The organism is Dactylosporangium salmoneum (genome assembly GCF_039532525.1).
In the GTDB taxonomy this organism is placed as follows: Bacteria; Actinomycetota; Actinomycetes; order Mycobacteriales; family Micromonosporaceae; genus Dactylosporangium; species Dactylosporangium salmoneum.
Genome location: NZ_BAAARV010000012.1, coordinates 56,961 through 83,653, shown reverse-complemented (window position 1 = coordinate 83,653; position 26,693 = coordinate 56,961). Strand labels below are relative to the sequence as shown.

General features: G+C 74.5%; 32 protein-coding genes. 19 read left to right on the top strand and 13 right to left on the bottom strand.

What is annotated here, in order from left to right:
• On the top strand, positions 1 to 233 hold a 233-nt coding region (locus ABD352_RS06770), incomplete at its 5' end, for a hypothetical protein (RefSeq protein WP_344611344.1).
• Positions 234 to 792: 559 nt separating this feature from the next.
• Complete coding sequence (locus ABD352_RS06765; RefSeq protein ID WP_344611343.1) at positions 793 to 1,656, top strand: S1 family peptidase; 864 nt, start codon at positions 793 to 795, stop codon at positions 1,654 to 1,656.
• 125 nt (positions 1,657 to 1,781) lie between these two features.
• Here the strand turns inward: ABD352_RS06765 and ABD352_RS06760 are convergent, their stop codons facing one another.
• On the bottom strand, positions 1,782 to 2,225 hold the full coding sequence (locus ABD352_RS06760; RefSeq protein WP_344611342.1) for a nuclear transport factor 2 family protein: 444 nt from the start codon (positions 2,223 to 2,225) through the stop codon (positions 1,782 to 1,784).
• Positions 2,226 to 2,316: 91 nt separating this feature from the next.
• Here ABD352_RS06760 and ABD352_RS06755 point away from each other — a divergent pair, with 91 nt between their 5' ends.
• The 16 genes from ABD352_RS06755 (at position 2,317) to ABD352_RS06680 (ending at position 15,271) form a co-directional block, all read left to right on the top strand.
• The gene (locus ABD352_RS06755; protein ID WP_344611341.1) at positions 2,317 to 2,886 is read left to right on the top strand and encodes a TetR/AcrR family transcriptional regulator; all 570 of its coding nucleotides are present in this window, start codon (positions 2,317 to 2,319) and stop codon (positions 2,884 to 2,886) included.
• A 62-nt stretch (positions 2,887 to 2,948) separates the two neighbouring features.
• Complete coding sequence (locus ABD352_RS06750) at positions 2,949 to 3,413, top strand: peroxiredoxin (RefSeq protein ID WP_344611340.1); 465 nt, start codon at positions 2,949 to 2,951, stop codon at positions 3,411 to 3,413.
• Positions 3,414 to 3,481: 68 nt separating this feature from the next.
• Positions 3,482 to 3,784: an urease subunit gamma gene (locus ABD352_RS06745; protein WP_344611339.1), complete on the top strand. Its 303-nt coding sequence runs from the start codon at positions 3,482 to 3,484 to the stop codon at positions 3,782 to 3,784.
• A gap of 11 nt (positions 3,785 to 3,795) precedes the next feature.
• Positions 3,796 to 4,407 carry an urease subunit beta gene (gene ureB / locus ABD352_RS57540; protein ID WP_425553489.1) on the top strand — a complete coding sequence of 204 codons (612 nt, stop codon included), beginning with the start codon at positions 3,796 to 3,798 and terminating at the stop codon, positions 4,405 to 4,407.
• A gap of 3 nt (positions 4,408 to 4,410) precedes the next feature.
• Positions 4,411 to 6,126, top strand: a complete 1,716-nt coding sequence (locus ABD352_RS06735) for an urease subunit alpha (RefSeq protein WP_344611338.1) — start codon at positions 4,411 to 4,413, stop codon at positions 6,124 to 6,126.
• A 15-nt stretch (positions 6,127 to 6,141) separates the two neighbouring features.
• Positions 6,142 to 6,672, top strand: coding sequence for an urease accessory protein UreE (locus tag ABD352_RS06730; RefSeq protein WP_344611337.1), 531 nt, complete (start codon positions 6,142 to 6,144; stop codon positions 6,670 to 6,672).
• A complete protein-coding gene (locus ABD352_RS06725; RefSeq protein WP_344611336.1) occupies positions 6,669 to 7,361 on the top strand; it encodes an urease accessory protein UreF in 693 nt (230 codons plus the stop codon). The genes ABD352_RS06730 and ABD352_RS06725 overlap by 4 nt, the downstream gene beginning before the upstream one ends.
• 37 nt (positions 7,362 to 7,398) lie before the next feature.
• Positions 7,399 to 8,025 carry an urease accessory protein UreG gene (gene ureG, locus ABD352_RS06720; RefSeq protein WP_344611335.1) on the top strand — a complete coding sequence of 209 codons (627 nt, stop codon included), beginning with the start codon at positions 7,399 to 7,401 and terminating at the stop codon, positions 8,023 to 8,025.
• A gap of 10 nt (positions 8,026 to 8,035) precedes the next feature.
• On the top strand, positions 8,036 to 8,944 hold the full coding sequence (locus ABD352_RS06715) for an urease accessory protein UreD (RefSeq protein ID WP_344611334.1): 909 nt from the start codon (positions 8,036 to 8,038) through the stop codon (positions 8,942 to 8,944).
• A gap of 37 nt (positions 8,945 to 8,981) precedes the next feature.
• A complete protein-coding gene (locus tag ABD352_RS06710) occupies positions 8,982 to 9,986 on the top strand; it encodes an urea transporter (protein ID WP_344611333.1) in 1,005 nt (334 codons plus the stop codon).
• A 49-nt stretch (positions 9,987 to 10,035) separates the two neighbouring features.
• Positions 10,036 to 10,941 (top strand): PfkB family carbohydrate kinase, encoded by a 906-nt coding sequence (locus tag ABD352_RS06705; protein WP_344611332.1) that lies wholly within the window; start codon positions 10,036 to 10,038, stop codon positions 10,939 to 10,941.
• 79 nt (positions 10,942 to 11,020) lie between these two features.
• Positions 11,021 to 11,740 (top strand): VOC family protein, encoded by a 720-nt coding sequence (locus tag ABD352_RS06700; protein WP_344611331.1) that lies wholly within the window; start codon positions 11,021 to 11,023, stop codon positions 11,738 to 11,740.
• Between the two features lie 26 nt (positions 11,741 to 11,766).
• On the top strand, positions 11,767 to 12,573 hold the full coding sequence (locus ABD352_RS06695) for a class I SAM-dependent methyltransferase (RefSeq protein ID WP_344611330.1): 807 nt from the start codon (positions 11,767 to 11,769) through the stop codon (positions 12,571 to 12,573).
• 22 nt (positions 12,574 to 12,595) lie between these two features.
• Complete coding sequence (locus ABD352_RS06690; protein WP_344611329.1) at positions 12,596 to 12,907, top strand: nucleoside triphosphate pyrophosphohydrolase family protein; 312 nt, start codon at positions 12,596 to 12,598, stop codon at positions 12,905 to 12,907.
• 42 nt (positions 12,908 to 12,949) lie between these two features.
• On the top strand, positions 12,950 to 13,726 hold the full coding sequence (locus tag ABD352_RS06685) for an alpha/beta fold hydrolase (RefSeq protein WP_344611328.1): 777 nt from the start codon (positions 12,950 to 12,952) through the stop codon (positions 13,724 to 13,726).
• A gap of 207 nt (positions 13,727 to 13,933) precedes the next feature.
• Positions 13,934 to 15,271, top strand: a complete 1,338-nt coding sequence (locus ABD352_RS06680) for a condensation domain-containing protein (RefSeq protein ID WP_344611327.1) — start codon at positions 13,934 to 13,936, stop codon at positions 15,269 to 15,271.
• On the opposite strand, the gene ABD352_RS06675 is transcribed toward ABD352_RS06680, so the two are convergent.
• Positions 15,259 to 16,104 (bottom strand): alpha/beta fold hydrolase, encoded by an 846-nt coding sequence (locus ABD352_RS06675; RefSeq protein ID WP_344611347.1) that lies wholly within the window; start codon positions 16,102 to 16,104, stop codon positions 15,259 to 15,261. The two genes, ABD352_RS06680 and ABD352_RS06675, sit on opposite strands and share 13 nt — an antisense overlap.
• Before the next feature lie 74 nt (positions 16,105 to 16,178).
• Between ABD352_RS06675 and ABD352_RS06670 the strand changes: the two genes are divergently transcribed.
• Positions 16,179 to 16,724 (top strand): helix-turn-helix domain-containing protein, encoded by a 546-nt coding sequence (locus ABD352_RS06670; RefSeq protein ID WP_344611326.1) that lies wholly within the window; start codon positions 16,179 to 16,181, stop codon positions 16,722 to 16,724.
• 1 nt (position 16,725) lies between these two features.
• Here ABD352_RS06670 and ABD352_RS06665 read toward each other — a convergent pair whose 3' ends face one another.
• From ABD352_RS06665 to ABD352_RS06615, 11 genes are all read right to left on the bottom strand, one after another.
• Positions 16,726 to 17,664 (bottom strand): GH25 family lysozyme, encoded by a 939-nt coding sequence (locus ABD352_RS06665; RefSeq protein WP_344611325.1) that lies wholly within the window; start codon positions 17,662 to 17,664, stop codon positions 16,726 to 16,728.
• Between the two features lie 39 nt (positions 17,665 to 17,703).
• Positions 17,704 to 18,081: a VOC family protein gene (locus ABD352_RS06660; protein ID WP_344611324.1), complete on the bottom strand. Its 378-nt coding sequence runs from the start codon at positions 18,079 to 18,081 to the stop codon at positions 17,704 to 17,706.
• A 200-nt stretch (positions 18,082 to 18,281) separates the two neighbouring features.
• Entirely contained in the window at positions 18,282 to 19,727 is a 1,446-nt protein-coding gene (locus ABD352_RS06655) for an FtsX-like permease family protein (RefSeq protein WP_344611323.1), read from the bottom strand.
• Complete coding sequence (locus ABD352_RS06650; protein ID WP_344611322.1) at positions 19,724 to 20,407, bottom strand: ABC transporter ATP-binding protein; 684 nt, start codon at positions 20,405 to 20,407, stop codon at positions 19,724 to 19,726. The genes ABD352_RS06655 and ABD352_RS06650 overlap by 4 nt, the downstream gene beginning before the upstream one ends.
• Positions 20,404 to 20,940, bottom strand: a complete 537-nt coding sequence (locus ABD352_RS06645) for a PadR family transcriptional regulator (protein ID WP_344611321.1) — start codon at positions 20,938 to 20,940, stop codon at positions 20,404 to 20,406. Before ABD352_RS06645 ends, ABD352_RS06650 begins: the two co-directional genes overlap by 4 nt.
• Positions 20,941 to 21,007: 67 nt before the next feature.
• Positions 21,008 to 21,517, bottom strand: coding sequence for a DUF1360 domain-containing protein (locus ABD352_RS06640; RefSeq protein WP_344611320.1), 510 nt, complete (start codon positions 21,515 to 21,517; stop codon positions 21,008 to 21,010).
• A 75-nt stretch (positions 21,518 to 21,592) separates the two neighbouring features.
• A complete protein-coding gene (locus ABD352_RS06635; RefSeq protein ID WP_344611319.1) occupies positions 21,593 to 21,799 on the bottom strand; it encodes a hypothetical protein in 207 nt (68 codons plus the stop codon).
• A gap of 129 nt (positions 21,800 to 21,928) precedes the next feature.
• Positions 21,929 to 23,806, bottom strand: coding sequence for a ricin-type beta-trefoil lectin domain protein (locus ABD352_RS06630; protein ID WP_344611318.1), 1,878 nt, complete (start codon positions 23,804 to 23,806; stop codon positions 21,929 to 21,931).
• 94 nt (positions 23,807 to 23,900) lie between these two features.
• Positions 23,901 to 24,926: an aldo/keto reductase gene (locus ABD352_RS06625; RefSeq protein WP_344611317.1), complete on the bottom strand. Its 1,026-nt coding sequence runs from the start codon at positions 24,924 to 24,926 to the stop codon at positions 23,901 to 23,903.
• Between the two features lie 101 nt (positions 24,927 to 25,027).
• Positions 25,028 to 25,537: a hypothetical protein gene (locus tag ABD352_RS06620; protein ID WP_344611316.1), complete on the bottom strand. Its 510-nt coding sequence runs from the start codon at positions 25,535 to 25,537 to the stop codon at positions 25,028 to 25,030.
• A 143-nt stretch (positions 25,538 to 25,680) separates the two neighbouring features.
• Complete coding sequence (locus tag ABD352_RS06615; protein WP_344611315.1) at positions 25,681 to 26,685, bottom strand: hypothetical protein; 1,005 nt, start codon at positions 26,683 to 26,685, stop codon at positions 25,681 to 25,683.
• Positions 26,686 to 26,693 lie beyond the last annotated feature (8 nt).

Below are 26,693 nucleotides of genomic sequence, written 5' to 3'. Positions count from 1 at the left end.
TGCTGCTGGCCGAGCCCGCCGCGCCGCGCGGCACACCCGGCCTGCTGACCCTGGCCGCGGAGACCGCCGCGGCCGCTCCGGGGCCGGTCCGGATCGCGGGTCTGGCGGAGGTCGCCGCCCGGCGCGGGTCGACCCGCCTGGTCACCGAGGCCCGCCGCCTCGCCGCCATGCCCTGCGTTGGCGTCGAATCCGCCGACGCCTCGACGCCCGCCTCCGGCCCGCCCACAGGCTGACCACCGCAAGGACGCTCACCTTCGGCCCGCCCACGCACTGACCACCGCTAGGACGAACGCGGCCGGGTCTTCCAAACATCTTGCGCGCGACGCACCGGCCGGCACGTTTCCCGCGCCTTGCGCGCCCGGGCAGGGACGACCGGCGGACGCCCGGGCCCGCGCTGTCACCGGCGCCGCCGCTGCCCTGCATGACGGAGACGGCGTTGTCGAGCACCTCCCGCAGGCGGCCGGCCTCCGGGCCCTCGCCTTCACCGCCGACGGCCGGCTCAACGGCGAACGATGACCGCGCCCGCGAGCGGGCGTGTCCGGCCGGCCCCGCGCCCGCTGACGGCCCGCCCCGCACTACCCAGCCGGAGCCGGCTCGCGGTCGGGGCGGCAGCCCGATTCGCACGGATGCCCGCGCCCGCTGACGGCTCGTGGTCGGGGCGGCGGCCCGATTCGCACGGATGGTCGCCGTCGCACCACTTGCGATCTTATCGATAGATATAAATACTCAGACGCACGCGTCAGGAAGCCGGCGGGACCACCCTCCACCCGCCCGGCCTGAAAGGAGTTGACGATGGTCAACACGATGCACGCACGACGCCACGTCGCACGGCTGATCGCCGTCGCCGCTGGTGCACTCGCGGCCGGGGCCCTCGCCCTGCCCGGGGCCGCCTCCGCGGCGCCCGTGTCGTACAGCTCGGGCCAGCTCGCGGCCGCCAGCGACGCGGTGGAGCGCACCGGAGTCGCCGGGATCGCCTGGCACACCGACGCCGCCACCGGTCGCGTCGTGGTCACCGCCGACAGCAGCGTCTCCGACGCCGCACTCGCCAAGATCCGGCAGAGCTCGGGCGCGGTGCGCATCGAGCGGACCGCCGGGGTGTTCTCGCCACTGCTGTCCGCCGGGGCCGCGATCTACGGCGGCTCGTACCGCTGCTCGCTCGGCTTCAACGTGGTCAGCGGCAGCACCTACTACTTCCTCACCGCCGGGCACTGCGGGGCGGTGGCCTCCACGTGGTACACCAACTCGAGCCACGCCACCCTGATCGGCTCGAACGTGGGGTACACCTTCCCGGGCAGTGACTACGCGCTCGTGCGCTACTCCAACACGTCGCTGTCCCACCCCGGCGGCTTCACGGTCGCGGACGCCTACGTCGGCGAGAACGTCACCCGCACCGGCTCGACCACCGGCACGCACACCGGCAAGGTGACGGCGCTCAACGCCACGGTCCGCTACAGCGGCAGCCCGGGCGGCACCGTGACCGGCCTCATCCAGACCACCGTGTGCGCCGAGGGCGGCGACTCCGGCGGCCCGCTCTACGACGGCAACAAGGCGCTCGGCCTCACCTCCGGCGGCAGCGGCAACTGCACCAGCGGCGGGACGACGTTCTTCCAGCCCGCCCGCGCGGCGGCCAGCCACTTCGGCGTGACGATCTACTGAACCCGGCTCCAGCAGGGCCCGGCCGCTTCCCGGCCGGGCCCTGCTGCGTGCGGCACGGCCGCGTCAGCCCTCGCGGGCGGGCGGCACGGCCGCGTCAGCCCTCACAAGCGGGCGGCACGGCCGCGTCAGCCCTCGCGGGCGGGCGGCGCAACCAGGGCGTCCAGCTGACCGCGGACCTTCGCGGAGGCCAGGTGGTCGAAGTAGTCGCGGGAGCTGACGATCTGGCCGTCGCGGACGCGCAGGACGAAGATGCCCGGCAGCGCGAACGGCTCCCCGGTCCCGGCGACGGTGCCCTCGTACTCGAACTCGGCCACGACGACCTCCGGGTCGGCCGTCTCGTGGATGGTGATGTTGACCGGCCGGCGGATCAGCAGGGGCCCGAGGCCGGTCGGGCGGAAGTGTTCGCGCAGCTCGTCGCGGGTGCGCAGCGCCGGGGCGCGCCGCGGGTCGAACGGGTGCACGACGTCGGTCTGTTCGGCGTACAGCTCGGGAAGCTCCTCCCAGCGACCCTCGGCGACGCCGTGCACGAGGGCGAGGAAGACCTCGCGCGGGGTCCGGGGCTCGGCCATGCGATTCTCCTGTCACCAGCAACGCAATATCCGAAGTCTTGACTCCGATACTACGGAGTCGCGACTTCGGATACAAGGGACGGAGGACGGGATGGGCGAGCGGACCCAACGCGTCGACGCGCGGGCCAACCGCGGGCGCATCCTGGACGTGGCCGAGGACGTGTTCGGCCGCGGCGGGGAGGCCGCGTCGACCGAGGAGGTGGCCCGCCTGGCCGGGGTTGGCATCGCCACCGTCTTCCGGCACTTCCCCACCAAGGCGGTGCTGCTGCAGGCGGTCCTCGTGCGGCGGTTCGACCGGCTGCGCTCGCAGGCCGAGGCGCTGCTCGGCGCGGCGGACCCCGGCGCGGCCTTCTACGACTTCTTCCGCCACCTCGTCGCCGACGCGGCCACGAAGATCGCCATCGGCGACGCGCTGCTCGGGGCGGGTGGCGACGTGAGCGGCGAGGCCATCGAGGCCGGCAACGGGCTGCGCCGGGCGGTGGGCGCCCTGCTCGAGCGGGCCCAGCGGGCCGGCGCGGTGCGCGACGACGCCGAGCTGCCCGAGGTGTACGCCCTGCTGGTGGCCATGTCCCGGGCCGCCGCCCACCGCAGCCTCGACGACGAGGTCCGGGACCGGGCGCTCGCCATCGTGTTCGACGGCCTCGCCCCGGCGACCCGGTAGCAGACGGCGGACGGCGGGCGGGCACGATAGAGGCGGACATGATTCCCGGGAAGGAGAACACCGTGGACGTCGGTGACGTGGTCGAGGACTTCGTGCTCCCCGACGAGCAGGGCACGCCCCGCTCCCTCGGCGAACTGCTCGCCGACGGCCCCGTCGTGCTGTTCTTCTACCCGGCCGCGCTCACCGCCGGCTGCACCATGGAGGCCTGCCACTTCCGCGACATCGCGGCCGAGCTGCGGGCGGCCGGCGGGCAGCCGGTCGGGGTCAGCGGCGACGAGATCGAGCGGCAGGCCGAGTTCGCCGCCAAGCACAGCCTCGGCTACCCGCTGCTGTCCGACCCCGAGGGCACGGTGCGCGAGCAGTTCGGGGTGCGCCGCTCGATCGGGCTCCTGCCGACCAGGCGCGTCACGTTCGTCATCGACACCGACCGGCGGGTGCTCGCCGTGGTGAAGAGCGAGATCCGCATGGGCGTGCACGCCGACAAGGCCCTCGACGCGCTGCGGAAGCGGACCGCCCCGCCGAGGTGAGCCGCCGGGCCACCTCACCTGCGTACGGTCGTCGCGGCAGACCGCCGTACACGCAGAAGGGGCCGGCTGTGCATCTGACGCCTCGGGAGCTGGACAAGCTCACGATCCTCTCGCTCGCCCAGATCGCGACCGCGCGCAAGGAGCGCGGCCTGCGGCTGAACCATCCCGAGGCGGTGGCGGTCATCGCCGCGGCCGCGCTGGAGGGGGCCCGCGAGGGGCGGACCGTCGAGGAGGTCATGGCGCACGCCCGCACGGTGCTGAGCCGCGACGACGTGATGGACGGTGTGGCCGACATGGTGCCGTTCATCCAGGTCGAGGCCGTCTTCACCGACGGCAGCCGCCTCGTGACCGTGCACGGCCCGATCCAGTAGGGGGCCGCCTCATGCCGACGAACCCGAAGAAGCAGGCCCGCCCGGCGAAGACCGCGGCGCCGGGCAAGGCCACGACCGCGAAAGCCGCACCCGCCAAGGCGGCGAAGGCCGCACCCGGCAAAGCGGCGAAGGCCACGCCCGCCAAGGCCACGAAAGCCACGAAAGCGAAGGACGAAGCCAGCCGCCCCGGGCCGGTCGCGCACGGCCACCCGAGCGAGCTGGCCGTGCACACGATCGGCGGGTACGTCCTGCGCGACGAGCCCCTCCAGCTCAACGAGGGCCGGCCGACCGTCACCATCGAGGTGGCCAACACCGGCGACCGCCCCATCCAGGTCGGCTCCCACTTCCACTTCTTCGAGGCCAACCGCCTGCTGCGCTTCGAGCGCTCGAAGGCCTTCGGCATGCGCCTGAACATCCCGGCCACCACGGCGCTGCGGTTCGAGCCCGGCGACAGCCGCACCGTCGAGCTGGTGCCCTTCGGGGGCCGGCAGCGTGTGTACGGCTTCAACGGCCTCGTCGACGGCTGGTCCGGCGAGGGCCCGCGCCCCGGCTACCAGCCACGGCGGGTGGAGGCCGAGAGGCTGGCCGAGTTCCGCGGCTTCCTGACCCGGAAGGAGTCCTGACGGGTGGAGATCTCCCGGCAGCAGTACGCCGACCTCTTCGGCCCCACCACCGGCGACCGGATCCGCCTGGGCGACACCGGCCTCTTCATCGAGATCGAGCGCGACCTGCGGATCCTCGGCGACGAGGCGGTCTACGGCGGCGGCAAGACGCTGCGCGACGGCATGGGCAGCGACACCCAGCTCACCGCGGCCGGCGGCGCCCTGGACCTGGTCATCACCAACGTCACCGTGCTGGACGCGGTGCAGGGCGTGGTGAAGTGCGACGTCGGCATCAAGGACGGCCGGGTCGTGGGGCTGGGCAAGGCCGGCAACCCGTCCACGATGGACGGTGTCAGCCCGGACCTCGTGGTCGGGGCGGCGACCGACGCCATCTCCGGCGAGCACCTCATCCTCACCGCGGCCGGCATCGACACGCACGTGCACTACATCTCGCCGCAGCAGGCGTACGCGGCGCTGAGCAACGGCGTCACCACGTTCTTCGGCGGCGGCGCCGGGCCGACCGACGGTACCAACGGCACGACCATCACCTCGGGCGTGTGGAACCTGGAGATGATGCTGCGGGCGGTCGAAGGCCTGCCGGTCAACTACGGGTTCCTGGGCAAGGGCAACTGCGCCGGCCGCGGCCCGCTGGACGAGCAGCTGGCGGCCGGCGCGGCCGGGCTGAAGATCCACGAGGACTGGGGCTCGACGCCGGCGGTGATCCGGGCCGCGCTGGCCGCCGCCGACGAGTTCGACGTGCAGGTGGCCATCCACACGGACACGCTGAACGAATCCGGGTTCGTGGAGGACACCATCGCCGCGTTCGAGGGGCGGACCATCCACACCTTCCACACCGAGGGGGCCGGCGGCGGGCACGCGCCGGACGTCATGAAGGTCGCCGGCGAGCTCAACGTGCTGCCCAGCTCGACCAACCCGACGCTGCCGTTCGGCGTCAACTCGCAGGCCGAGCTCTACGACATGATCATGGTCTGCCACAACCTCAGCCCGAAGATCCCGTCCGACGTCGCGTTCGCCGAGTCCCGGGTGCGCGCGGAGACCATCGCGGCCGAGAACGTCCTGCACGACCTCGGGGCCATCTCGATGATCTCCAGCGACTCGCAGGCGATGGGCCGGGTCGGGGAAACCTGGCTGCGGGCGATGCAGACCGCCGACGCGATGAAGCGGGCCCGCGGGCCGCTGCCGGAGGACACCGGGGGGCACGACAACGCGCGGGTGCTGCGCTACGTGGCCAAGGTGACCATCAACCCGGCCGTCGCGCAGGGCATCTCGCACGTGCTCGGGTCCGTCGAGCCGGGCAAGATGGCCGACCTGGTGCTGTGGGAGCCCGCGTTCTTCGGGGCCAAGCCGAGGATGGTCCTCAAGGGCGGGGCGATCAGCTGGTCGCTCATGGGCGACCCGAACGCGTCGCTGCCCACCCCGCAGCCGGTGCGCTACCGGCCGATGTTCGCCGCGTACGGCGGCGCCCGGGCCGAGACCTGCGTGACGTTCCTGTCCCGGGCCGGCGTCGAGGCCGGCGTGCACCAGCGGCTCGGGCTGCGCCGGCAGGTACTGCCGGTGTACGGCACGCGCACGCTGACGAAGCGGGACATGGTCCGCAACGACGCCGCCCCGCGCATCGAGATCGACCCGGAGACCTTCTCGGTCACCGTCGACGGCACCCAGGCCACCGTCCCGCCCGTGCAGTCGGTCGCGCTCGGCCAGCTGTACTTCTTCAGCTGAGCCGGGGGGTACCGGATGCTGATCGAAGCCGTGCAGGGCAACATCGCCGACGAGCGCTGGCGCGGCGCCGAGGCCGACGAGCTGGTGCTGGACCAGTGGGAGGCGCAGAAGAACCGGCTGCGCAAGGCGACCCGCGGCGGCACCGTCGTGGCCCTGTCGCTGCCGCGCGGCACCCACCTGCACGACGGCGACGTGCTGTGGTCCGACCCGTCCCGGGCCTCGGTCATCGTGGCGCGGCTGGAGCTGGGCGAGGTCATGCTCGTCGACCTGCCCCGCCCGGACCCGGCCGACCCGGACGCCGCCATCCGCGCCGCCGTGGAGCTCGGCCACGCGCTGGGCAACCAGCACTGGCCGGCGGTGGTCAAGGACGCCCAGCTGTTCGTGCCGGTGACCGTGGACCGGGCGGTGATGGACTCGGTGATGCGCACCCACCACTTCGCGCTGAGCCGCCACCGGTTCGTGCCCGGCGCCGAGGTCATCCCGTACCTGGCCCCGCACGAGGCCCGGCGCCTCTTCGGCGCGGCCGAGCAGCACACCCACACGTGACGGCGGACCTCGCGACCGTCGTCAAGGCCGTCCAGCTGGGCGACTCGTTGTTCCCGGTCGGCGCGTTCGCGTTCTCGGCCGGCCTGGAGACCGCGGTCGAGGAGGGTGCCGTGCGCGATACCGGGTCGCTCGCCGCGTTCGTGGAGGGCGTGGTGCACCAGACGGCCGGCTGCGACGGCGTGGCGCTGCTGGTCGCGCACCGGGCGACCGGCCGTGGCGACGACGACGGGATCCTGGCGGCCGACGCGGCGCTCTACGCCCGCAAGCTCAACGAGGAGCCCCGCCAGCAGTCCGTGCGCATGGGCGGCAAGCTCGCCGCGGCCGGCTCCGTGCTCACCGGCGCGCCCGCGCTGCACGGCTGGCGCCGGGCGATCGCCGAGGGCCGCACGCCGGGCACCTACCCGGTGGGGCTGGGCGTGCTGTGCGCCTGCCTCGGCCTGCCGGAGACGGCCGCGTTCGCGGTGCACCAGCACGGCACCGCCGCCATGCTCACGGGCGCGGCCATGCGCCTGATGCGCCTGGACCACCTCGACGCCCAGCGGGTGCTGTGGCGGGCCAACGAGCGGGCGGCCGAGGACTACCGCCGCGTCCGGGCGCTGTCCCTCGATGACATGTCGTCCTTCGCGCCGCACCTCGACGTGCTGGCCGCCGCCCACGTCGACGCCCACGTGCGCATGTTCATGAGCTGAGACCCCGCACCTGTACCGCACCAGCCAGGAGGACACCGTGAAGAAGATCAGCCGGATCGGCGTCGGCGGCCCGGTCGGCAGCGGCAAGACCGCCATCATCGAGGCGATCGTGCCGCACCTCGTCCGGCACGGCCTCAAGGTCCTCGTCGTCACCAACGACGTCGTCACCACCGAGGACGCCAAGCACGTCCGGCGGGAGCTGACCGGCGTCCTGGTCGAGGAGCGCATCATCGGCGTGGAGACCGGCGCCTGCCCGCACACCGCGGTGCGCGAGGACCCGTCGATGAACCTCGCCGCCGTCGAGGACATGGAGGCCCGCTTCCCCGACACCGACGTGGTCCTCATCGAGAGCGGCGGCGACAACCTGACGCTCACGTTCAGCCCGGCGCTGGTCGACTTCTTCGTGTACGTCATCGACGTGGCGGCCGGCGACAAGATCCCGCGCAAGAACGGCCCCGGCATCGCCCGCTCCGACATCCTCGTCGTCAACAAGACCGACCTCGCCCCGCACGTCGACGCCGACCTCGGCGTGATGGCCCGGGACGCGGCGGCCCAGCGCGGCGGCAGGCCGGTGGTCTTCACCAACTGCCGCACCGGCGAGGGCATCGACGAGCTGATGACGCGCCTCGGCGAGGACGCGCTGTTCGACCTCGCCCTGACGTGACGCGCCCGGCGTGAACACCGTCCCGCCCGAGCTGGCGCCCTACGTGGATGAGCCGGCCCAGCGCCCGGCCGGCAGCGTGGGCAAGCACGGCGTGCTGCGGATGCGGCTGCAGCCCCGCCGCGGCCGCACCGAGCTGATCGAGCTCTACCGGCAGGCGCCGCTGCTGGTCCAGCAGGCCCTGCACTACGACGAGACGCTGCCCGACTGCGCCTGCCTCGTCATGGTCACCACCGGCGGCGGCGTGGTCCAGGGCGACCGCTACGACGTCGACGTCCGGCTCGACCCCGGCGCCCGGGTCCACCTCACCACCCAGTCGGCGACCAAGGTGCAGCGCATGGACGCCAACCACGCCACCCAGCAGCAGACGCTGACCCTGGGCGAGGGGGCCTACCTGGAGTACCTCCCGGAGCCCACCATCCCGTACCGCGGCAGCCGCTACCGCGCGCACACCCGGGTCGTGCTGCCGGCCGGCGCCACCGCCCTGCTCGCCGAGGTGGTACTGCCCGGGCGGCTGCACCACGACCCGGCCGAGCGCTTCGGCTACGACCTGCTCTCCCTCGGCGTCGAGGCGGCCCGCCCGGACGGCACCGTGCTGTGCGCCGAGCGGCTGGTCGTCGAGCCGGCCGCGTGGCACCCGGCGCGCCCGGGCGGCATGCACGAGTACGCCGTCTTCGGCACCGTCTGGATGCTCACCCCGCCCGAGCGCGCCGAGGCCGTGCGGCCGCGGCTGCCGGTGGGCACGGACCGGGCCGGGGGCTGGGCCGCGGGCGCCACGCGGCTGCCCAACGACGCCGGCCTCGGCTACCGCGTCCTCGCCCGCGACACCGAGACGGCCAAGCGGCTCGTGCGCGCCTGCTGGGACGCCACCCGCCGGGCGGTCACCGGCCGCCCGGCCCCGCCGCCGTTCGCGTGGCGCTGACCCGACGGCCGCCACACCGAGAGGACGACGACCACCGATGCGCTTAGCCGTCCGGTTCGCCACCACGCTGCTGCGCGGCGCCAGCCAGGTGTACCTGCAGAACCACCCGGCCACCGGCGCGCTGTTCCTGCTCGCCATCGCCTGGGCCGCCGCGTCCGGCCACGACCTGGACATCATCATCGGCGCGGTCGTGGGCCTGGCGGTCGGCACGGTCACCGCGATCCTGCTGGACGTGGAGGTGGGGTCGGTGGGCCAGGGCCTGTACGGCTTCAACGCCCTGCTGACCGGGATCGCGCTGCCCACCTTCCTGCCCAACACCGCCCACCTGTGGATCCTGCTGGTCGCCGGCACCGCGGTGACCGCGATCATCACCCTGGCCATCGGCAACATCGCCCAGGAGTGGGGCGTGCCGCCGCTCACCTCCCCCTTCGTGCTCACCACCTGGCTGCTGCTGCTCGCCGCGTACCAGTTCCGCAACGCCCACGCCGCCTCCCTGGGCCCGCCGCGGCTGCCGTCCCCGATCGACGCGCACGCCGCCCACGCGAACCTCACGCCGGGCTCGTTCTGCGCCGCGGTGCTGCGCGGGGTGGCCCAGGTCTCCCTCCTCGACAACTGGGGCAGCGGCCTGTTCATCCTGGCCGGCCTCGCTGTCAGCAGCGCCTGGGCCGCGGTCTACGCCCTGGGCGGCAGCCTCGTCGCCACCCTCTACGCGCTCTGGGTCGGCGCCGACGCCGGGCTCACCACCAAGGGGCTCTACGCGTTCAGCGCCGTGCTGACCGCCGTCGCCCTCGGCACCGTGTTCTACCCGGTCACCGGACGCACCGCCGTGTACGCGCTGCTCGGCACCCTCTTCGCCGTCGTCGTGCAGGCCGCGCTGGACACGGCGCTCTCGCCGGTCGGCGTGGCCACCCTGACCGCGCCGTTCGTGGTGGCCACCTGGCTGTTCCTCATCCCGGCCCGCGACCACGCCCCGATCATCGGGCACACCCGGCTGCGCGACCGCCTGCTCAGCCCGCACGACGGCCCCCCGCCCGAGTCATGATCGGCCGGTCCGGTTGCGCCCCGCGGCCCCGTCTGCTGCGCTGTGCCTCATGAGCGTGTCCGTTGTGGTGGTCGGCAGCGCCAACCTCGACCTGGTGGTGAGCGCCCAGCGGCTGCCCGGCCCCGGCGAGACGGTGCTCGGCGGGGACTTCCGCACCGTCCCCGGCGGCAAGGGCGCCAACCAGGCCGTGGCCGCCGCCCGGGCCGGGGCCGCCTGCGCGTTCGTCGGCGCGGTCGGCGGCGACGCCTTCGGCCGGCAGCTGCGCGACGGCCTCGTCGCCGCCGGGGTGGACGTGCGGGGGCTGCGCACCGCGGACGGCCCGTCCGGGGTCGCGCTCATCACCGTCGACGCGGCCGCGGAGAACTGCATCGTCGTCGCGCCGGGCGCCAACGCCACCCTGACCACGCTGGAGCCCGCCGACCGGGCCGCGATCGCCGCCGCCGACGTGCTCCTGCTGCAGCTGGAGGTGCCGCCGGGGGTCGTCGCCGAGGCCGCCGCCGCGGCGTCCGCGGCCGGCACCACGGTCGTGCTCAACGCCGCCCCGGCCGCGCCGCTGCCCGGGGACCTCCTGGCCCTCGTGGACGTCCTCGTGGTGAACGAGCACGAGGCCACCATCGTCGCCGGGGATGCCTCGATCGACGCGCTCCTGCGGCTGGTGCCCCGGGCGGTGCTCACCCTCGGCGCCCGCGGGACCGCCTACGGCGACCGGTCCGGCGCCCGGGTGCGGGTCGCCGCCCCGAGCGTCGAGGCCGTCGACACGACCGCCGCCGGGGACGCGTTCACCGGCGCCCTCGCCGTGGCCTGGGCCGAGCTCGGCGCGGGCGCCGTGGAGCACGCCCTGCGGTGGGCGTGCGCCGCCGGGGCGGCCTGCGCCGAACGTCCCGGCGCGTCGGTCGCGCTACCCGGCCGGGCGCGCATCGACGCGCTCTTCCACGCCGCCTACGGCCGAGCCTGACGGTGAGGGTCACGGACGCAGGCACGCCGCCATCGTGCCAGTGGCGACGTCGCCCGGGTGGCCCCCGTATCCTCGGCAGATGATCGGGACCCTGGACGTGGTCGTGCTCGACGCCGCGGACTACCGCGGCCTGGCCGCCTTCTACGGCGCGCTGACCGGCTGGGAACAGACCTACGCCGACGAGGACTGGGTGTCGCTGAAGGCCAACGACGGCTGGAAGGTCGGCTTCCAGCTGGCCCCGGACCACACGCCGCCGCAGTGGCCCGGCCAGGACCGCCCCCAGCAGGCCCACCTGGACATCCGCGTCCCCGCGCTCGAGCCCGCCCTGGAGCGGGTGCTGTCCCTGGGCGGCACCCTGCTGCGCCGCAACGAGCGCTGGATCACGGTCGCCGACCCGGCCGGGCACCCCTTCGACCTGGACTGGCAGCCCGGCGCCACCGGCTGGACGCTGCTCGGCCCGGTCCTGGACTGCCCGGACCCGTGGGCGCTGAGCCTCTTCTACACCGCCCTGCTGGGCAAGGAGCTGACCCAGAACAACGGCGACGGCCTCACGATGATCGGCGAGGCCGGCGACCGGCCGATGCTGTTCCAGGAGGTCGCCGGCTACAACCCGCCGCGCTGGCCCGACCCGGCCCACCCGCAGCAGCTGCACCTGGACGTCCTGGTCGACGACCTCGACGCCGCCGAGGAGGCCACCCTGGCCCTGGGCGCGACGAAGGTCGCGAGCACCGGGCGCACCTTCCGCGTCTTCCTCGACCCGGTGGGCAAGCCCTTCTGCCTGTGCACCGAGCCCGGCTGACCGTCCACCGCGTGTAACGTGGCCGGATGCCGATGAGCTTCGACGAATATGCACGCCTGCAGTACGCCGGGATGGGCGAGGCCTACGAGCGGCTCTTCGGCGAGCTGTGCGGCCATCCTGCGCAGCGGCTGCTGGACCTGGCCGGGGTGACGGGCGGGATGCGGGTGCTCGACGCCGGGACCGGGCCCGGGACGGTGGCCGGGCTGGCGATGGCGCGCGGGGCCGACGTGGTCGCCGTCGACGCCGAGCCGAGCATGGTGGAGGTGGCCGAGCGCCGGCTGCCCGACGTGCGCCTCGCCGTGCTGCCCGAGCTGCCGTTCGCCGACGGGGAGTTCGACGCCGTCGTGGCCAACTTCGTCATCAACCACCTCAGCGATCCGGGGGCCGGGATGCGGGAGCTGGGGCGGGTGGCGCGGCCCGGCGGCCGGGTCGCGGTGACGATCTGGCCGGTGCCGGCGCCCCCGATGCAGCGGCTCTGGGGCGAGGTCTTCGCCGCCGCGGGCGGGCGGGCGCCGGCGGACGTGCCGGCCATCGCCGCCGACAAGAACTACGAGCGCACGCCGGACGGGCTCGCCGGGATGCTGAAGGCGGCGGGGCTGCGCGACGTCGGGGCCGAGCTGGTCGAGTGGGTGCAGCGCACCGGCGTCGAGGAGCTCTGGCAGGGTACGGCGAGCGGGTTCGGCGCGCTCGGCGCGCTGCTGCTTGACGAGTCGCCCGAGATGGTCGGCCGGGTCCGCCGGGAGTACGAGCGGGCGATCCTGCCGTACCTGTCGGGCGACGGGTCGCTGGCGATCCCGACGGGCGCGGTGCTCGGCTGGGGCGCCGCCGGGTAGCCGCGGCGGCTACGCTGCGGCGATGGATCTCGAGGCGCTGCAGGCACGGGCGATCGCCATCGCCGACCTCTACGACCGCCGCAACGTCGCCGCCGGGCGCGGGGCGTGGAGCACCGGCGACCTGGCGCTCGGGTTCGCCGGGGACGTCGGCGACCTGGCCAAGCTCGTGATGGCGGTCGACGGGCGGCGCGAGATCGAGAACGCGCGGGAGCGGCTCGGGCACGAGCTGGCCGACTGCCTCTGGTCGGTGCTCGTGCTCGCCGAGCGCTACGGCGTGGACCTGCCCGCCGAGTTCGCCCGGATGACCGACGGGATCGAGCGGGCGCTGAGCTGACCGTCGCCGCCTAATACGGAACCCGCGGGGTAGCTGCGGGCGATGAGGATTCTCCTGGCCGCCGTGCTCGGCCTCGGGGTCGCCGCGGCGGCCGGCCGGGCGCCCGCGGACTGCGCCGTGAAGCCCACCGTCGTGCTCGTGCACGGGGCGTGGGCCGGGACGTCGAGCTGGAGCGGAGAGGTCGAGCGCCTGCAGAACCAGCACTACGTGGCGCGCGCGGTGCCCAACCCGCTGCGCGGGCTCACCGGCGACGCGGCGAGCGTGGCGGCCTTCCTCAAGACCGTGAAGGGCCCGATCGTGCTGGTCGGGCACTCGTACGGCGGCTCCGTCATCACCAACGCGGCGGCCGGCAACGCCAACGTCAAGGCGCTGGTCTACGTCGACGCCGCGATGCCGGCCATCGGGGAGACCACCGCGCAGCTGAGCGGCAAGGGTTCGGCGCTCGGCGCGGCGCCGGCCACGCTGTACGACAGGGTCGGCGACGACCTCTACCTCAAGCGCGAACCGTTCCTGCGCTCGTTCGGGCCGGACGTCGCGGCGCCGGCCGCCGAGGTGCTGTGGGCCACCCAGCGGCCCGCCGCCTCGGCCGCGTTCACCACGAAGTCGGCGGCGCAGGCGTGGAAGACCATCCCGTCGTGGTCGGTCATCGGGGCCGACGACCGGATCATCACACCCGAGTCGCAGGAGGCCATGGCCCACCGGGCGCGGGCGGCGGTCCTGTCGGTGCCGGGCGGCTCACACCTGACCCTCATCACCCATCCCGACCCGGTCACCGACCAGATCCTGGTCGCGGCCCACGCCGCGTGCGGGGCGCGATGAGCCGTCCGGCGGCCAGACGTCAGAACTCCCGCCAGCAGCGGCATCGCCGCGACGTCGCCCGGGCGCCGATGCACATCGGCCATCCGCGCACGGTACAGCGGATCATGGTGCACCTTTCACGGGCCCGCGGGCCGATGCGGCTCGTGGGAGCACCGGACGTACCGAATCATTGACATCGACGGATGCACGGGCGAACCATTCCGGGCTGTGGACGGCAGGACGAGCCGGGTGATGGTGGGCTTCCGCGGCGCCGGGGCGGGCGAGGAGGCGCTGACCTGGGGTCAGCGCGACGTCTGGGACCTCATGCGCCGCACCGGGCGAACGATGAACATCGGTGGCACGGTCCGGGCGGCCGGCGGCGAGACCGTCGAGGGCGTCGCGGCGCTGCTGCGCTTCCTGGTGACCCGGCACCAGGCGCTGCGCACGCGCATCCGGCTGGTCGGCGGCGAGCCGCGGCAGGTGGTCTTCGAGTCCGGGGAGCTGCCGCTGGAGGTCGTCGACGCGGCGGACGGCGCCGAGCCGGACGTGGTCGCCGAGGCGGTCCGGGTGCGGTACCAGACCACGCCGTTCGACCCGGCGCGGGAATGGCCGGTGCGGATGGCGGTGGTGCGCGCCGGCGGACGGCCGACCCACGTGGTGGTCATGTACTACCACGTCCTCGTCGACGGCTTCGGCATCGACGCCGTGGTGCGGGACCTGGCCAACCTCGGGCACGACGACGCGCCGGTGACCGGAGTCGGCCCGCTGGAGCTGGCCCGCCAGCAGCGCGAGCCGGCCGCGCGGCGGCAGAGCGACCTGGCGCTGCGGCACTGGGAGCGGCAGCTGCGCCGCCTGCCCGCCCGCGGGGCCCGGCCGGTCAACGCGACCGCTGACCGGGGCGAGCCGCGGTTCTGGGAGGTGGTCTGCGAGTCGCCGGCGCTGGCGCTCGCGGTGCGCGCGGTGGCCGCCCGCACCGGGGTCGCGTCCGGGCCGATCCTGCTCGCCGCGTACGCCGTGGCGCTGGCCCGGGCCACCGGGGCGGCGGCGGCCGTGGTGCAGGTGGTGGTGAGCAACCGGTTCCGGGCCGGGTTCGCCGAGGCGGTGGGCAGCCTGCGGCAGTTCGGGGTGTGCGTCGTCGACGCGGGCGGCCCGTTCGACGACGTGGTGGCGCGGGCGTGGACGGCGGCGATCGGGGCGTTCAAGCACGGCTACTACGACGCGCTCGCGCACCGGGAGCTCATGGACCGGGCCGCGCGCGGGCTGGCCGACGACGTGGACCTGTCCTGCTACCTCAACGACCGGCGCACCGAGACCCGCGACGAGGCGACCGGCCCGGCGCCGGACCCGGCGGCGGTGCGGGCCGCGCTGCCGCGGACCACGGTGCGCTGGGGCGTGCGCGAGCCCACCTACGACGGCACCTTCTACCTGCACGTGGAGGAGGTGCCGGGCGCGATCGGATACACGCTGTGGGGCGACACGCACCGCTACCCGCCCGCCGTGATCGAGCGGTGCGCGCGGGACGTCGAGGCGGTCGTCGTCGACGCGGCGCTCGGCTACGAGACCTGATCGCGGGCCCGCAGCAGCTGCCGGACGGCGGCGGCGACGTCGCCGGGGCGCTCGGCCTGCAGCAGGTGGCCCGCGTCGACCTCCGACCACCGCCCGGCGGGCAGGCTCTCGGCGTAGCGGCGCTGGTGCTCGCGGTTGGCGGCGTGCTGGCCTTCCCGCCCCTTCGCCGCGCGGGTCACCGACAGCACGATCGCCGGGCACCGCGGCGGGGCGGGCGGGTGGTCGCGGAACTCGTGGACGGCGGCCGCGACCGCGCGCAGCTCCTTGCGGGTCTGCGCGGTACCGGCCGGGGTGAGGTCCTCGGCGAGCATGGTGGCGTAGGTGTCCGCGGCGTACAGCCGGCGCAGGTTGGCACTGAACAGCCGCGCGAGGGGGCGCAGCCGGGTGAGGGCCTGCGTCACGGCCATCATCCGGTCGATGCGCCCGGTGGTGCGGTCCCAGGTGTCGTACACCGGGGAGCTCTCCGGCAGCGCGTCCGCCAGCAGCAGGCCGCGCAGCCGGGGGCCGAGCCGTTCGGCGGCGCGCCGGGCGACCAGGCCGCCCATGCTGTGCGCGACGAGCACGAACCCGCCCGGCACCACCGCCTCGGTCATGGCGACCAGGTCGGCGGCCAGGTCGTCGATGCCCGGGGTGGCGGCCGTGCGGCCGCTGAGCGCGCGGCCGGCGCGGTCGTAGGTGACCAGCCGGGCCTCGGCGGACAGCTCGGGCAGCACCGGGTCCCAGCAGGTCCGGCCGCAGCCGGCGCCCGCCTCGAACACCACCCAGTCCCGGCCCTCGCCGGACTCCTCCACGTAGACGGTCCGGCCGTTGACGGGCACCAGCCGCCCGGGCATGTCGCGCACGGCTCCTCCAAAGGTATCCACAGTTTCAACTTAGATAATGGTATCGCATGTGAGATAGTACGACCGTGAACGCCGTCGAGCTCCTGCTGCACCCCGTCCGGCTGCGCATCGTGCACGCCCTGGCCGGCGGGCGGGAGCTGACCACCGCGCAGCTGGGCGCGCTGCTGCCCGACGTGTCGCGGGTGACCGTGTACCGGCAGGTCGCCCCGCTGGTCGAGGGCGGCTTCCTGGAGGTGGCGGGCGAGGCGCGGGTGCGCGGGGCCACGGAGCGGCGCTACCGCCTGCGCCGGGACCGGCCCGTGATCGACGCCGGGGCGGCCGCGGCGATGAGCGTGGAGGACCACCGGCGCGGGTTCGCGGCCGCCATGGCCGTGCTCATCGCCGAGTTCAACGCCTACCTCGATCGCGAGGGCGCCGACCCGGTCGCCGACGGGGTGTCGTACCGGCAGGGGACGCTGTGGCTCAGCCCCGAGGAGCTGGCCGGGCTGACCCGGCGCATGGTGGAGGCGCTGGGCGACGTGGCCGGGCAGGGCCCCGCACCGGGCCGGGCGCCGTACCTGCTCAGCCCGATCCTGTTCCCCGCGGGCCCGCAGGAGGAGGCCAGGGAGTAGGTCAGCCGCCGGGCGGTGGCGGCCAGGCCAGGGCGCGCAGGGCCTCCGGGCCGCCGTTGACCACGTCGCGGTCGTGGCTGTGGCGCTGGTCCGGGTCGCCGGGGGCGTACTGCCACAGCGCGAACGTGCTCCAGCCGGCCGGCAGGTTCGAGGCCTTCGCCGTGTAGTTGGCGATGTCCAGCGGGTACGAGCCGTAGGAGGCGTCGTTGCCCGTGCACGGGTTCCACCAGTACGTGTTGGTGTAGATCATCGGCTTGCGCCCGACCGACTCCTCGATGCGGCCGATGAACGCGCGGATCCACTCCCGCATCTGCTGCGGAGTGAGCCCGTAGCAGGGCCCGGTGCGCAGCCCCGCGTACGGCCACTCCAGGTCGACGAACGGCACCAGGGTGCGCTCGTCGCGGGTGAACCGGGCGTGGCGCAGGAAGTGCTCCGCCTGGCCGATCGGGTCGCCACGGTCCGGGCGGGCGTACACGTAGGCGCCCACGTACCGCCCGGCGGCCCTGGCGGCGGCGTAGTCGGCGGCGAAGTGCGGGTTGACGTACGAGGCGCCCTCGGTCGCCTTGATGTAGACGAACTCGCTGCCGGCCGCCACCTCGGTCGGCCAGTGCACCGGGTACCTGCCGTGGTCGTGGCTGGAGATGTCGAGACCACCGACCGGGTAGCCGGGCGGCCGGCCGGCCTGGATCGCCGCGACCGCCTCCGGCGAGGGCGGCCCGGCCGGCGGGAGCAGCGGGCGCGGCGGGCCGGCCGAGGCGACGCCCCACACCGCGCCGGTCAGCACGAGCAGCGTGAAGGCCACCCAGCGGCGGCGCGGGGGCGTCCAGTCGATCGACCGGAACCACCGCCACCCGGCGCCGAGCAGCGCGACCAGCGCGAGCAGCGACAGGAGCGCGCCCCAGCGCAGGCGGCGTCCTCTCGCGACCCAACGCTCCCGCACCACCCCAGTGTGCCCGCCGGGCGCGAACCCGGCGAACCGTCAGGCGTGCCGCTCGCTGTCCGCCCTGGTGACGCAGAACTCGTTGCCGGCCGGGTCCCGCAGCACCGCCCATCCGGCGCCGTCGGCGGTGCGGTGGTCGGCGAACATGCCCGCGCCCAGCCCGAGCAGCCGCTCGATCTCGGCGTCGCGGCCCCGGTCGGCCGGCTGCAGGCACACGTGCACCCGATTCTTCACCACCTTCTCCTCCGGCACGGCCTGGAAGTACAGCCGCGGCCCGGCCGGCGGATCGATGACCACCTCGTCGTCGCCGGGCGCGCACTCGGGGTGGATCGGGTGGTCGATCACCCCGGCCCAGAACCCGGCCAGGGCGTAGGGGTCGGCGCAGTCGAACGACACGTTGCGGATGAAGGCGGCCATGCCCGGACCATATCCCGGTCGACGGATCGGACCACGACGGATGTCAGGGGTACGCCGCCGCGGACCCTGTGATGCTGTGGGCATGGTCGTGCTGTATTTGTGTGGCGGTGGGCTGCCTCCTCGGCCTCGCGCTCGGCCTGGCCGCGCCCCGGCGGTCAGGCGGCGCGCAGCTCCTCGAGGTCGACGCTGCGGCGCAGCAGTCAGGCGGCGCGCAGCTCCTCGACGTCGACGCTGCGGCGCAGCAGTAGCAGGCCCGCGCCGGTCGTGACGAGCACGGCGCCGACCCCGGCGGCGGCGTCGCGGGCCAGCTCGGGCCACGGGATCGGGACGGGGACGGAGCGGACCGGGGTGGTCGTGGGCCGGCAGACCTGGGTCTGCGGGGTGTCGCTGACGCAGGTGTACGACCCGGAGGTATCGACGGTGGCCCGGGTGCCCAGGGTGCGGCTCAGGCCGAGCCCCGCGAGCACGGCGAGCAGGATCGCCGGGACGGCCGGCAGCAGGGTCTGCCACAGGATCGAGCCGGCCAGCGTCGCGCGGGGCACGCCGGTGGCGACCAGCGCCGCGTACTCCCGGCGGCGGCTCGCCACGCCCTCGGCCACCACGACGATCATCGCGATCGCGGTCAGCGCCACGGCCACCAGGATCGCAGCGTCGATGAGGTCCATGGTGCGGGCGTAGAACGGGTCGGCCTCCTGCCGCAGCGAGACCTCGGCGAGCAGGTAGGCCCGCACGCCGGCCGCGCCCGCGCCGAAGAGCACGCAGATGAGCAGCACGGCCAGGGTGCGGCTGCCGCTCCACGGGTCGCTCACCAGGCGGGCCGCGGCCAGGGTGGTCGAGGCGCGGCGGGCCCGGCGCTGCAGCACGCGCCCGCAAACGTGGGTCAGCCAGCCGGTGCCGAGCACGATGCCGAGCCCGGTGGCGGCGGCGCCGGCCAGCAGGAGCACCCACAGCCGTGGCACGGCGCCGCCCACCGCGAAGGCCGCCATCCCGGCCGGGACGAGCAGGCCCGGCCACGGGCGGGGGCCGGTGGTGCGCCGCGCCCGCCGTACGACTCCCAGCGGACCGACCGTCACGCGGCGCATCGCCACCGCGGCCGCGAGCGCGGCGAGGGCCGGGACCGCCACGACGGCGAGGACCAGCAGCCACGCGGGCGGGCGGACGTCGGTGGGCAGCGGCAGCCGGCCCTCGGCGTCCGGGTGGCCGAGCAGGTCGCGGCCGGCCAGCAGCGCGGCGAGCCCGGCCAGCCAGCCGGCCAGGTCGGCCACGCCGGTCTCCGCGGCGGCCACGGCGACGGTCTGCGCCGGGGTGGCGCCGGCGAGCCGGATCGCGGCGAGGCGCCGGTCGCGGGCGGGCGCGCCGAGCCGGGCGCACTGGCCGGCGAGGGCGAAGACGGGGATGGTGAGCAGCAGCAGGGTGAGCACGACGCCCGGGCGCAGGCCGGGCTCGCGCAGCAGCGCGTTGCTGTACTGCTCCGCCCACTCGTTCGAGCCGACGCCGTGCAGCGTGAGCGGGCCGATCGCCACCACGTTGGCCGCGGCCAGCACCGCGAGGGTGGCCAGGGCGGTACTGAGCGCGGTCAGCCCGACCCGCACGGTGTCCAGCCGCGAGCCGGCCAGGCCCAGCCGCAGCAGCGTGCCCGGCCTCATCGGGCGATTCCGAGGCCGGCCGGGTCGACGGCGCCGTCGCGCAGCACGACCTCGCGGTCGGCGTACCCGGCGACGCGGCCGGAGTGGGTCACCAGCACCACGGTCACGGACCGCTCCCGGGCGACGCCGACGAGCTGTCCCATGACCTGCTCACCGGCGAGGGTGTCCAGGGCGCCGGTCGGCTCGTCGGCGAAGACCAGCCGCGGCTCGGTGACCAGCGCCCGGGCCAGGGCGCAGCGCTGCTGCTGCCCGCCGGACATCTCCCCCGGCCGCGCGCCGGCCACGCCGGCGACGCCCAGGCGCTCCAGCCAGGACTCGGCAGCGCCGTGCGCGTTGCGCCGGGTGGCCCCGGCCAGCAGCAGCGGCAGGGCCACGTTCTGGGCGGCGGTGAGCTCGGCGACCAGCTGGCCGAACTGGAACAGCACCCCGAACTCGGTGCGCCGCAGCCGCGAGCGGTCGGCCTCGGATCTCGTGTCGAGGCGCTCGCCGCGGTACCGGATCTCGCCCGCGTCCGGCCGGATGATCCCGGCCAGGCAGTGCAGCAGCGTGGACTTGCCGCAGCCGCTGGGCCCGGTGACGGCGAGGATCTCGCCGTCGGCGACGTCGAGCGAGACACCGCGCAGGGCGGGCGTGGCGCCGTAGCTGCGGGCCACGTCCCTGGCTTGCAGTACCGCGGTCATCCGACAACCCCCGATGGCAGTTGGGCGACGCGCTGCAGCGTGGTGCGCAGCCACACCAGGTCGGCGTCGAGATGGGCGATCGCGTAGTCCGCGGCGACCACGTCGCCGAAGGCGGCGCCGGGGGCGGACTTCGCGGCCGTGAGCTCGCGCAGCCGGTCGGCGTGCGCCTTGCGCTGGGCGGCCAGGTAGGCGGTGGCCCGCCCGGTGTCGGGCCACAGCAGCGCGACCATCACCTTGGCCAGCAGGACGGAGCCGACGTGCGGGGCGGGCGGCTCGACCTCGGCCACCCAGCGCTCGAGGGCCTCCCGGCCGGCGTCGGTGATGGCGAACGTGGTGCGGTCGGGTCCGCCGGCGCGGTCCTGCCCCACCTGCTCGACGAGGCCGTCGCGCTCCAGCCGGCCGAGGGTGGCGTACACCTGGCCGAAGCCGAGCGCCTTGGCGCGCGGCAGCGTCCGGTCGTAGGCGTGCTTGAGGTCGTACCCGTGTTTGGGCCCGTCCCACAGCAGCCCCAGCAACACGAACGGTGCGGACATGCCCCCCACTATTCATCGAATGAATAGTCGGGTCAAGAGACGCCGCCGGAAATCATCCGCGGGGCCGTCAGCCCGCGGCCTTGCGCTTGGCCGCGTCGTAGGCGAGGTGCAGGAAGTCGGAGCCGGCGATCGCGGTCGCCACGCCCATCCCGAAGCGGGTCGCCCGCGGGGCGAACACCAGCCCCGCGGCCAGCCCGCCGGCGACCCACACGCCGGTGCAGAACGGGCAGGTGAGCAGCTCGCCGAGGGCGTGGCGGTGGCCCCGCCCGCGCGGGCTCTCGTTGAGCTCGGCCTCCCCCGCGGGCTCCTCGAACCGGGTGAACGGCGCCCGCAGCGGGCTGGTCACCGCGTCCTTGGTGACCAGCCGCGAGATCTTGTGGGTGGCCACGGCCAGCAGCGCCAGGTCCGCCGCCGGCGGGCGCCCCGGCAGCCGCCGACCGGACAGCCGGGCCGCACCGGCGACCGCCCCGGCCGCGGCGGCGAACACGCCGAGCACGGTCGCGTAGCCCCGCAGCGGGCGCTCGTCGGGCGCGTTGCGCGCGTACTCCCGGGCCGTCTGGGAATCGACATCCACCATGGCCACTCGCCTACCCCGCCACCCTCGCACAGAAACGCCGGACGGCCCGGGGCGCGTCACACCCGGCCGGTCAGCTCAGAGCGCCGGCTCGGCGGGGCGGTCCGGCTCGGTGGTGGGGCGCGGCGGGGCGATGGCCGCCACGACGTCCTGCGCGTAGGTGGCGGCCGGGCAGGGCATCGGCCGCTCACACACGACGCAGCCGCCGTCGGCGGCCGGCGCGTGGCGGGCGAGCAGTTCGGAGGCGGTGAGGGCGAGGATGCTGTCGGCGCGGATGTGAGGCACGGGCCCCCGGCTTCCCATGCGCGCGGCCCGGCAAACAGTTTGACTCGTGATCTTCACGTGAGCCCGGTCACCCGGCGGGCGGCGGCCCGAGGGGCTCGGGCCGCCACGTCGATCACCCGCCGGGAAGGGCTACGGCAGGGTCCAGCGCTGGTTGGCGGCGCTGGTGCAGGTCCAGATCTGCAGCTGGGTGCCGTCGGCCGAGCTCGGGCCGGTGGCGTCCAGGCACTTGCCCAGCGACTGCAGGCTGCCGTCGGCGCCCGCCGCCCACTGCTGCGCCGCGGTGCCGTTGCAGTCGTACAGCTGCACCTTCGTGCCGTTGGCCGAGCTGGCCGCGGCCACGTCGAGGCACTTGCCCAGCGCGCGCAACGTGCCGTCGGTGCCGACCGTCCACTGCTGGGCCGTCGTGCCGTTGCAGGTGTACAGCTGGATCTTCGTGCCGTTCGCGGTGCTCGCGCCGGCGACGTCGACGCACTTGCCGCCGTAGCCGGTGATCTGGCCGGTCCGGGTCGACGGGGTGCCGCTGTCGGCGCCGGCCCAGAGGTACGTCCCGACGGTCTTCGCCGGCAGGGTGCTGGAGACCTGCTGGTTGCCCACCCGCAGCGTGAACGGCTGGCTCGCCGCGGTCTGGTTCACCACGACGGTGACGAGCGTGCCGTCGGGGTTCTGGAAGGCGACGTTCGTGACCGTCCCGGTCGAGCCGTAGCCGGTCGACACGCGCCGCGCGCCGGCCGCGACGAACTTCGAGAACTGGGCGACCATGTAGTAGTCCGGCAGCGCCCAGAACGTGTCGCGGCTGGTCGGGCTCTGCACGAGCATGGTCGGGTCGGGCGAGCCGGACCACCGCTCGGGCGAGCGGTTCTGGTCCAGCATGCTGACCCAGCCCTCGTACAGGGTGGCGTTGTTGCGGAAGTACTGCACGATGCGGTCGGCTCCCGACGTACCCCAGACGGAACGCTCCGTCATGAGCACGTCCTTGTCCGGGTAGCTCGCCTTGACGGTGGACATGGCCGACGGGTCGCCGGCGTAGTCGTGGAAGGCGATGCCGTCGACGGACGAGTACGCGTCGCTGTGGCTGGACGAGCTGCCGAGCACCCCGGCGGCGTAGGACACGCCCTCGCTGAAGTTGTGGTCGAAGGCCCAGATCTTGACGCCGCCGAGCGCGTTGTTGCTCAGCTCGGTGCGCAGCGCCTTGGCCAACTGCCGCTCCTGGTCGGCGCTCACCAGCATGCCGGGGTAGTCCGCCGGGGAGAACAGCGGCTCGTTCTGCAGCGTGAGCGCGTAGATCGGGATGCCCTGCGCGGCGTACGCCTGCACGGCCCGGCGGTAGTACGTCGCCAGCGTCGCGATGTAGGTGCTGTTGAGGCTGCCGCCGATGATGTTGTTGCTGGTCTTCATCCACGGCGGGGCCGACCAGGCGCTGGCGAAGATGCGCAGGTTGGGGTTGATGGCCAGGGCCTGCTTCAGGGTGGCGATGATGTTGTAGTCGATGTCGCGCTGGATCGAGAACCGCGACAGCGACGGGTCGGCCGCCCCGTCGTCGTAGGTGTAGAAGTCGTGCGACGTGAAGTCGCTGGTGCCGAAGGTGATGCGGGCGACGTTGAAGCCGGCCCCGGTGGCCGGGTCGACGAGCGTGCGCAGCGCCTTGTCGCGGCCCGTCGCGCTCATCCGCGACAGGTTGTAGATCGTGGACTCCTCCAGCGACGAGCCGACGCCGAGGATCGACTGGTACTTCGTGCCGGTGTCGACGGTGACGGTGGCACTCCCGGTGGCGGCGACGATCGGGGCGTCGGCCTGCCGGGAGAGCTGGTACGGGGTGCCGGCCAGGCCGGTGGCCGGGCTGGTGTACCAGTTGCCGTTCTTCGGCTCGTAGCCCGCGGTGCGCGACTCCGAGCTCCAGTAGACCTGAACCGAGGTAGCTGCCGCGGCGGCCGGCAGCTGGGCTGATGTGAGCAGGGCGGCCGCGGTGGCCGCGACGAGCAGTGCAGACAACGGCCGGGTTGGGACCATGTGCACGCCTCCTGGCGGGGGGGGGGGTTAACTTCGAGACTTGTATTAAGCCTGGAGGCTATATATCTGTCAATGTTCCTAACAGATGAGCCGTTCACCCCGGCAGCGTGCGGGCACGCTGGTCGACGCCGAGCGGGCCGTACGGGTAGTCGCCCATCACCGGCGCGCTGACCTCGGTGAGCAGCCCGGTCTCCTCCCCCGACAGGCGAAGGTCCGCGGCGGCGAGGTTGTCGTCGAGCTGCTCCACCGTGCGGGCCCCGAGGATCACCGAGGTCACCGCCGGGCGGGCGGCCACCCAGGCCAGCGCCACCTGGGACATCGACACGCCACGGCCCTCGGCGACCCGGCGGACCGCGTCGAGCACCCGCCAGGTGCGCTCCTGGGCGTTGCGCGGCCCGTAGGCCTCCATGCCGCGGCCCGGGTCCTCGCCGAGCCGGGTGGCGCCGGTCGGCGCGGCGTCGCGGGCATACTTGCCCGTCAGCCACCCACCGGCCAGCGGCGACCAGGGCAGGATGCCGATGCGCTCGTGCCCGCACACGTCGACGAGCTCGAGCTCGATGTCGCGAGCCAGGAGGTTGTACTGCGGCTGCAGCGTCACGATCGGCGCCAGCCCCCGCAGCCGGGCCAGCAGCGCCGCCTTCTGCAGCTGCCAGCCGAGGAAGTTCGACACCCCGGCGTAGCGGATCTTCCCGGCCCGCACGGCGTCGTCGAAGAACCCCAGCGTCTCCTCGATCGGGGTCAGCGGGTCCCAGGCGTGGGCCTGGTACAGGTCGACGGCCTCGACCCCGAGCCGGCGCAGGCTCGCCTCCAGCGCCCGGGTCAGGTGCGCGCGGGTGAGGCCGGCGTCGTTCGGGCCGTCGCCCATCGGGAAGCGGCCCTTGGTCGCGATGACCACGCCGTCGCGCCGGCCGGGCGAGGCGGCCAGCCAGCGGCCGACGATCTCCTCGGAGCGGCCGCGGGAGTACACGTCGGCGGTGTCGATGAAGTTGCCGCCACGCTCCACGAACCGGTCCAGCTGCGCGTGGGCCACCTCCTGCGCGCTCTCGTTGCCGAAGGTCATCGTCCCGAGGCATTGCGCGGACACCACCGTGCCCGTCCCGCCCAGCGTGCGGTACTCCATGCTCCATCGCCCTCTCGATCGCGGTTCGTCCTCAGGATGACTCCCGGCCGGGGCACCCGGTTGCCGGGGCGGGGGGCCTGGACCCACCGCGCGCCCGCCGCTCAGTTCCGGTATATCCGGCGATGCCACCAGGGCAGTGGCTCGCCGGTCCACCGCGCCTTGGGGGTGGAGTCGGGCAGGGTGCGCAGCCGCAGCTCGCGGTCGAGGCGCGTCAGCAGCCGGCGCAGCTCCGCTCGGGCCGGCGGCGGCAGGAGCCGGGTCACGGCCTCGAGCGCGTCCCGCGCGACCGCCAGGTCGTCGTACTGGCAGCCGGGGCAGGCGGGACACAGCGAGGCCTCCAGCCGGAGCCGCGCGCCCGGTTGGCGCAGGAACTTGCGGTACTGCACCAGAAACGACGCCGCGTGCCCGGGCCGGACGTGCTCGTGGAACGGGTCGGGGTCGTAGCCCGCGAGGTCGCGCGGGCGAGGGCCGAGCCGGCCGCCGTGCTCGGTCGCGCGGACGGCGGCGGCCGTGGCTGGGGAGAGCCGGTCGAGGGGGCCGCCGTCACGCGCCCACTGGCGGACGGCAACCCGTTGGGTGGCGCGGATCGCGCCGGGCCGTCTACGCGGCATTGCCCTTTCGGGAGATCATCACCTCATCATGCTGGCACAGTCACCGTGTCCCGGCTCGCGGGGCCGCCGACAAGCGCCGCGGACAGGGCCGAGCCGATGCCGTCCTCGCTGCTGAGACTGCTCCTGGACGATGCCTGACCCCGTTACAGGAGGTCGTTCAGGCGCAGCGAGGCGATGTCCGGGTCCCTACGGCTGGGCAGGGCACGCGCGGCGGCCTCGTCGAGCGGGCGGGCCGGCCGGGCGACCGCGCCGAGCTCCTTGATCGCGTCGATCTCCTCGGCGATGAGGCGCGCCAGCCGCTTGCGGTCAGGACGGACGAAGTCGGGACAGTTCCAGGCGGCGGTCACGGCCTCGGTGCGCAGCGCCTCGAAGGTCTCCTGCTGGCGGCGCAGGTGAGCGGCGCCGGCGTCGTTGACGAGCTTCTCGAACCGGGCCAGGCCCCAGTGGTCGGGCTCGGCGCGGCACTCCAGGCGCAGCACCAGGAAGTCGACGCCGGTCGGGCGCTGACCGGATACGTACAGCAGACCGTCCGGGAAGGACAACGGGCCGAGGGTGCCCGGGGCGGTGTTGGCGACGACGAGGTATCCGGAGCGTACCTGCGGACCGCCCCCGGTGTCTCCGGCCGCGACGAAGCTCTGGTGGACAGTGAGGACGGGCCGCTCGCCGGCCTGCTTGACCACCGCGTCCAGGCCGGTGCCGATCCGCTCGACGACCGCCGCCGCCGTGGACAGCGGCGGCCCGAGCAGCGGCGTCAGGGCGCCGACCAGGTCCGCGGCCGCGGCCAGCGGTCCGGCGGTCGTGGTGCGAAACAGCGCCGCCTCCACCTCGACCACGCCGCCCTCGTACGGCAGCAGTGGCGTCAGCTGGAAGTTCAGCTGCACGCCGGGCCCGGTGATGGCCGCCGGCGCGCGGGTGAACTTCGCGAACACCTGCAGGTCGCGGCCGGCGAAGTTGAGGGCCGCCCCGCCGTGCAACGCCGGGAAGTGGTCATTGCCCCACGTGCGGGCCTTGGCGAGATAGCCTTCGACGAGCCACACCCGCACGTAGCCGCGGTCGGGCCGCAGCACCTCGGCACCTTCGTCCGGCACGAACGCCACGGTGGCATGCCCGGCATCCGCCAGGAACGCTGCCTTGATCGTCTGCCACATCTACCGGC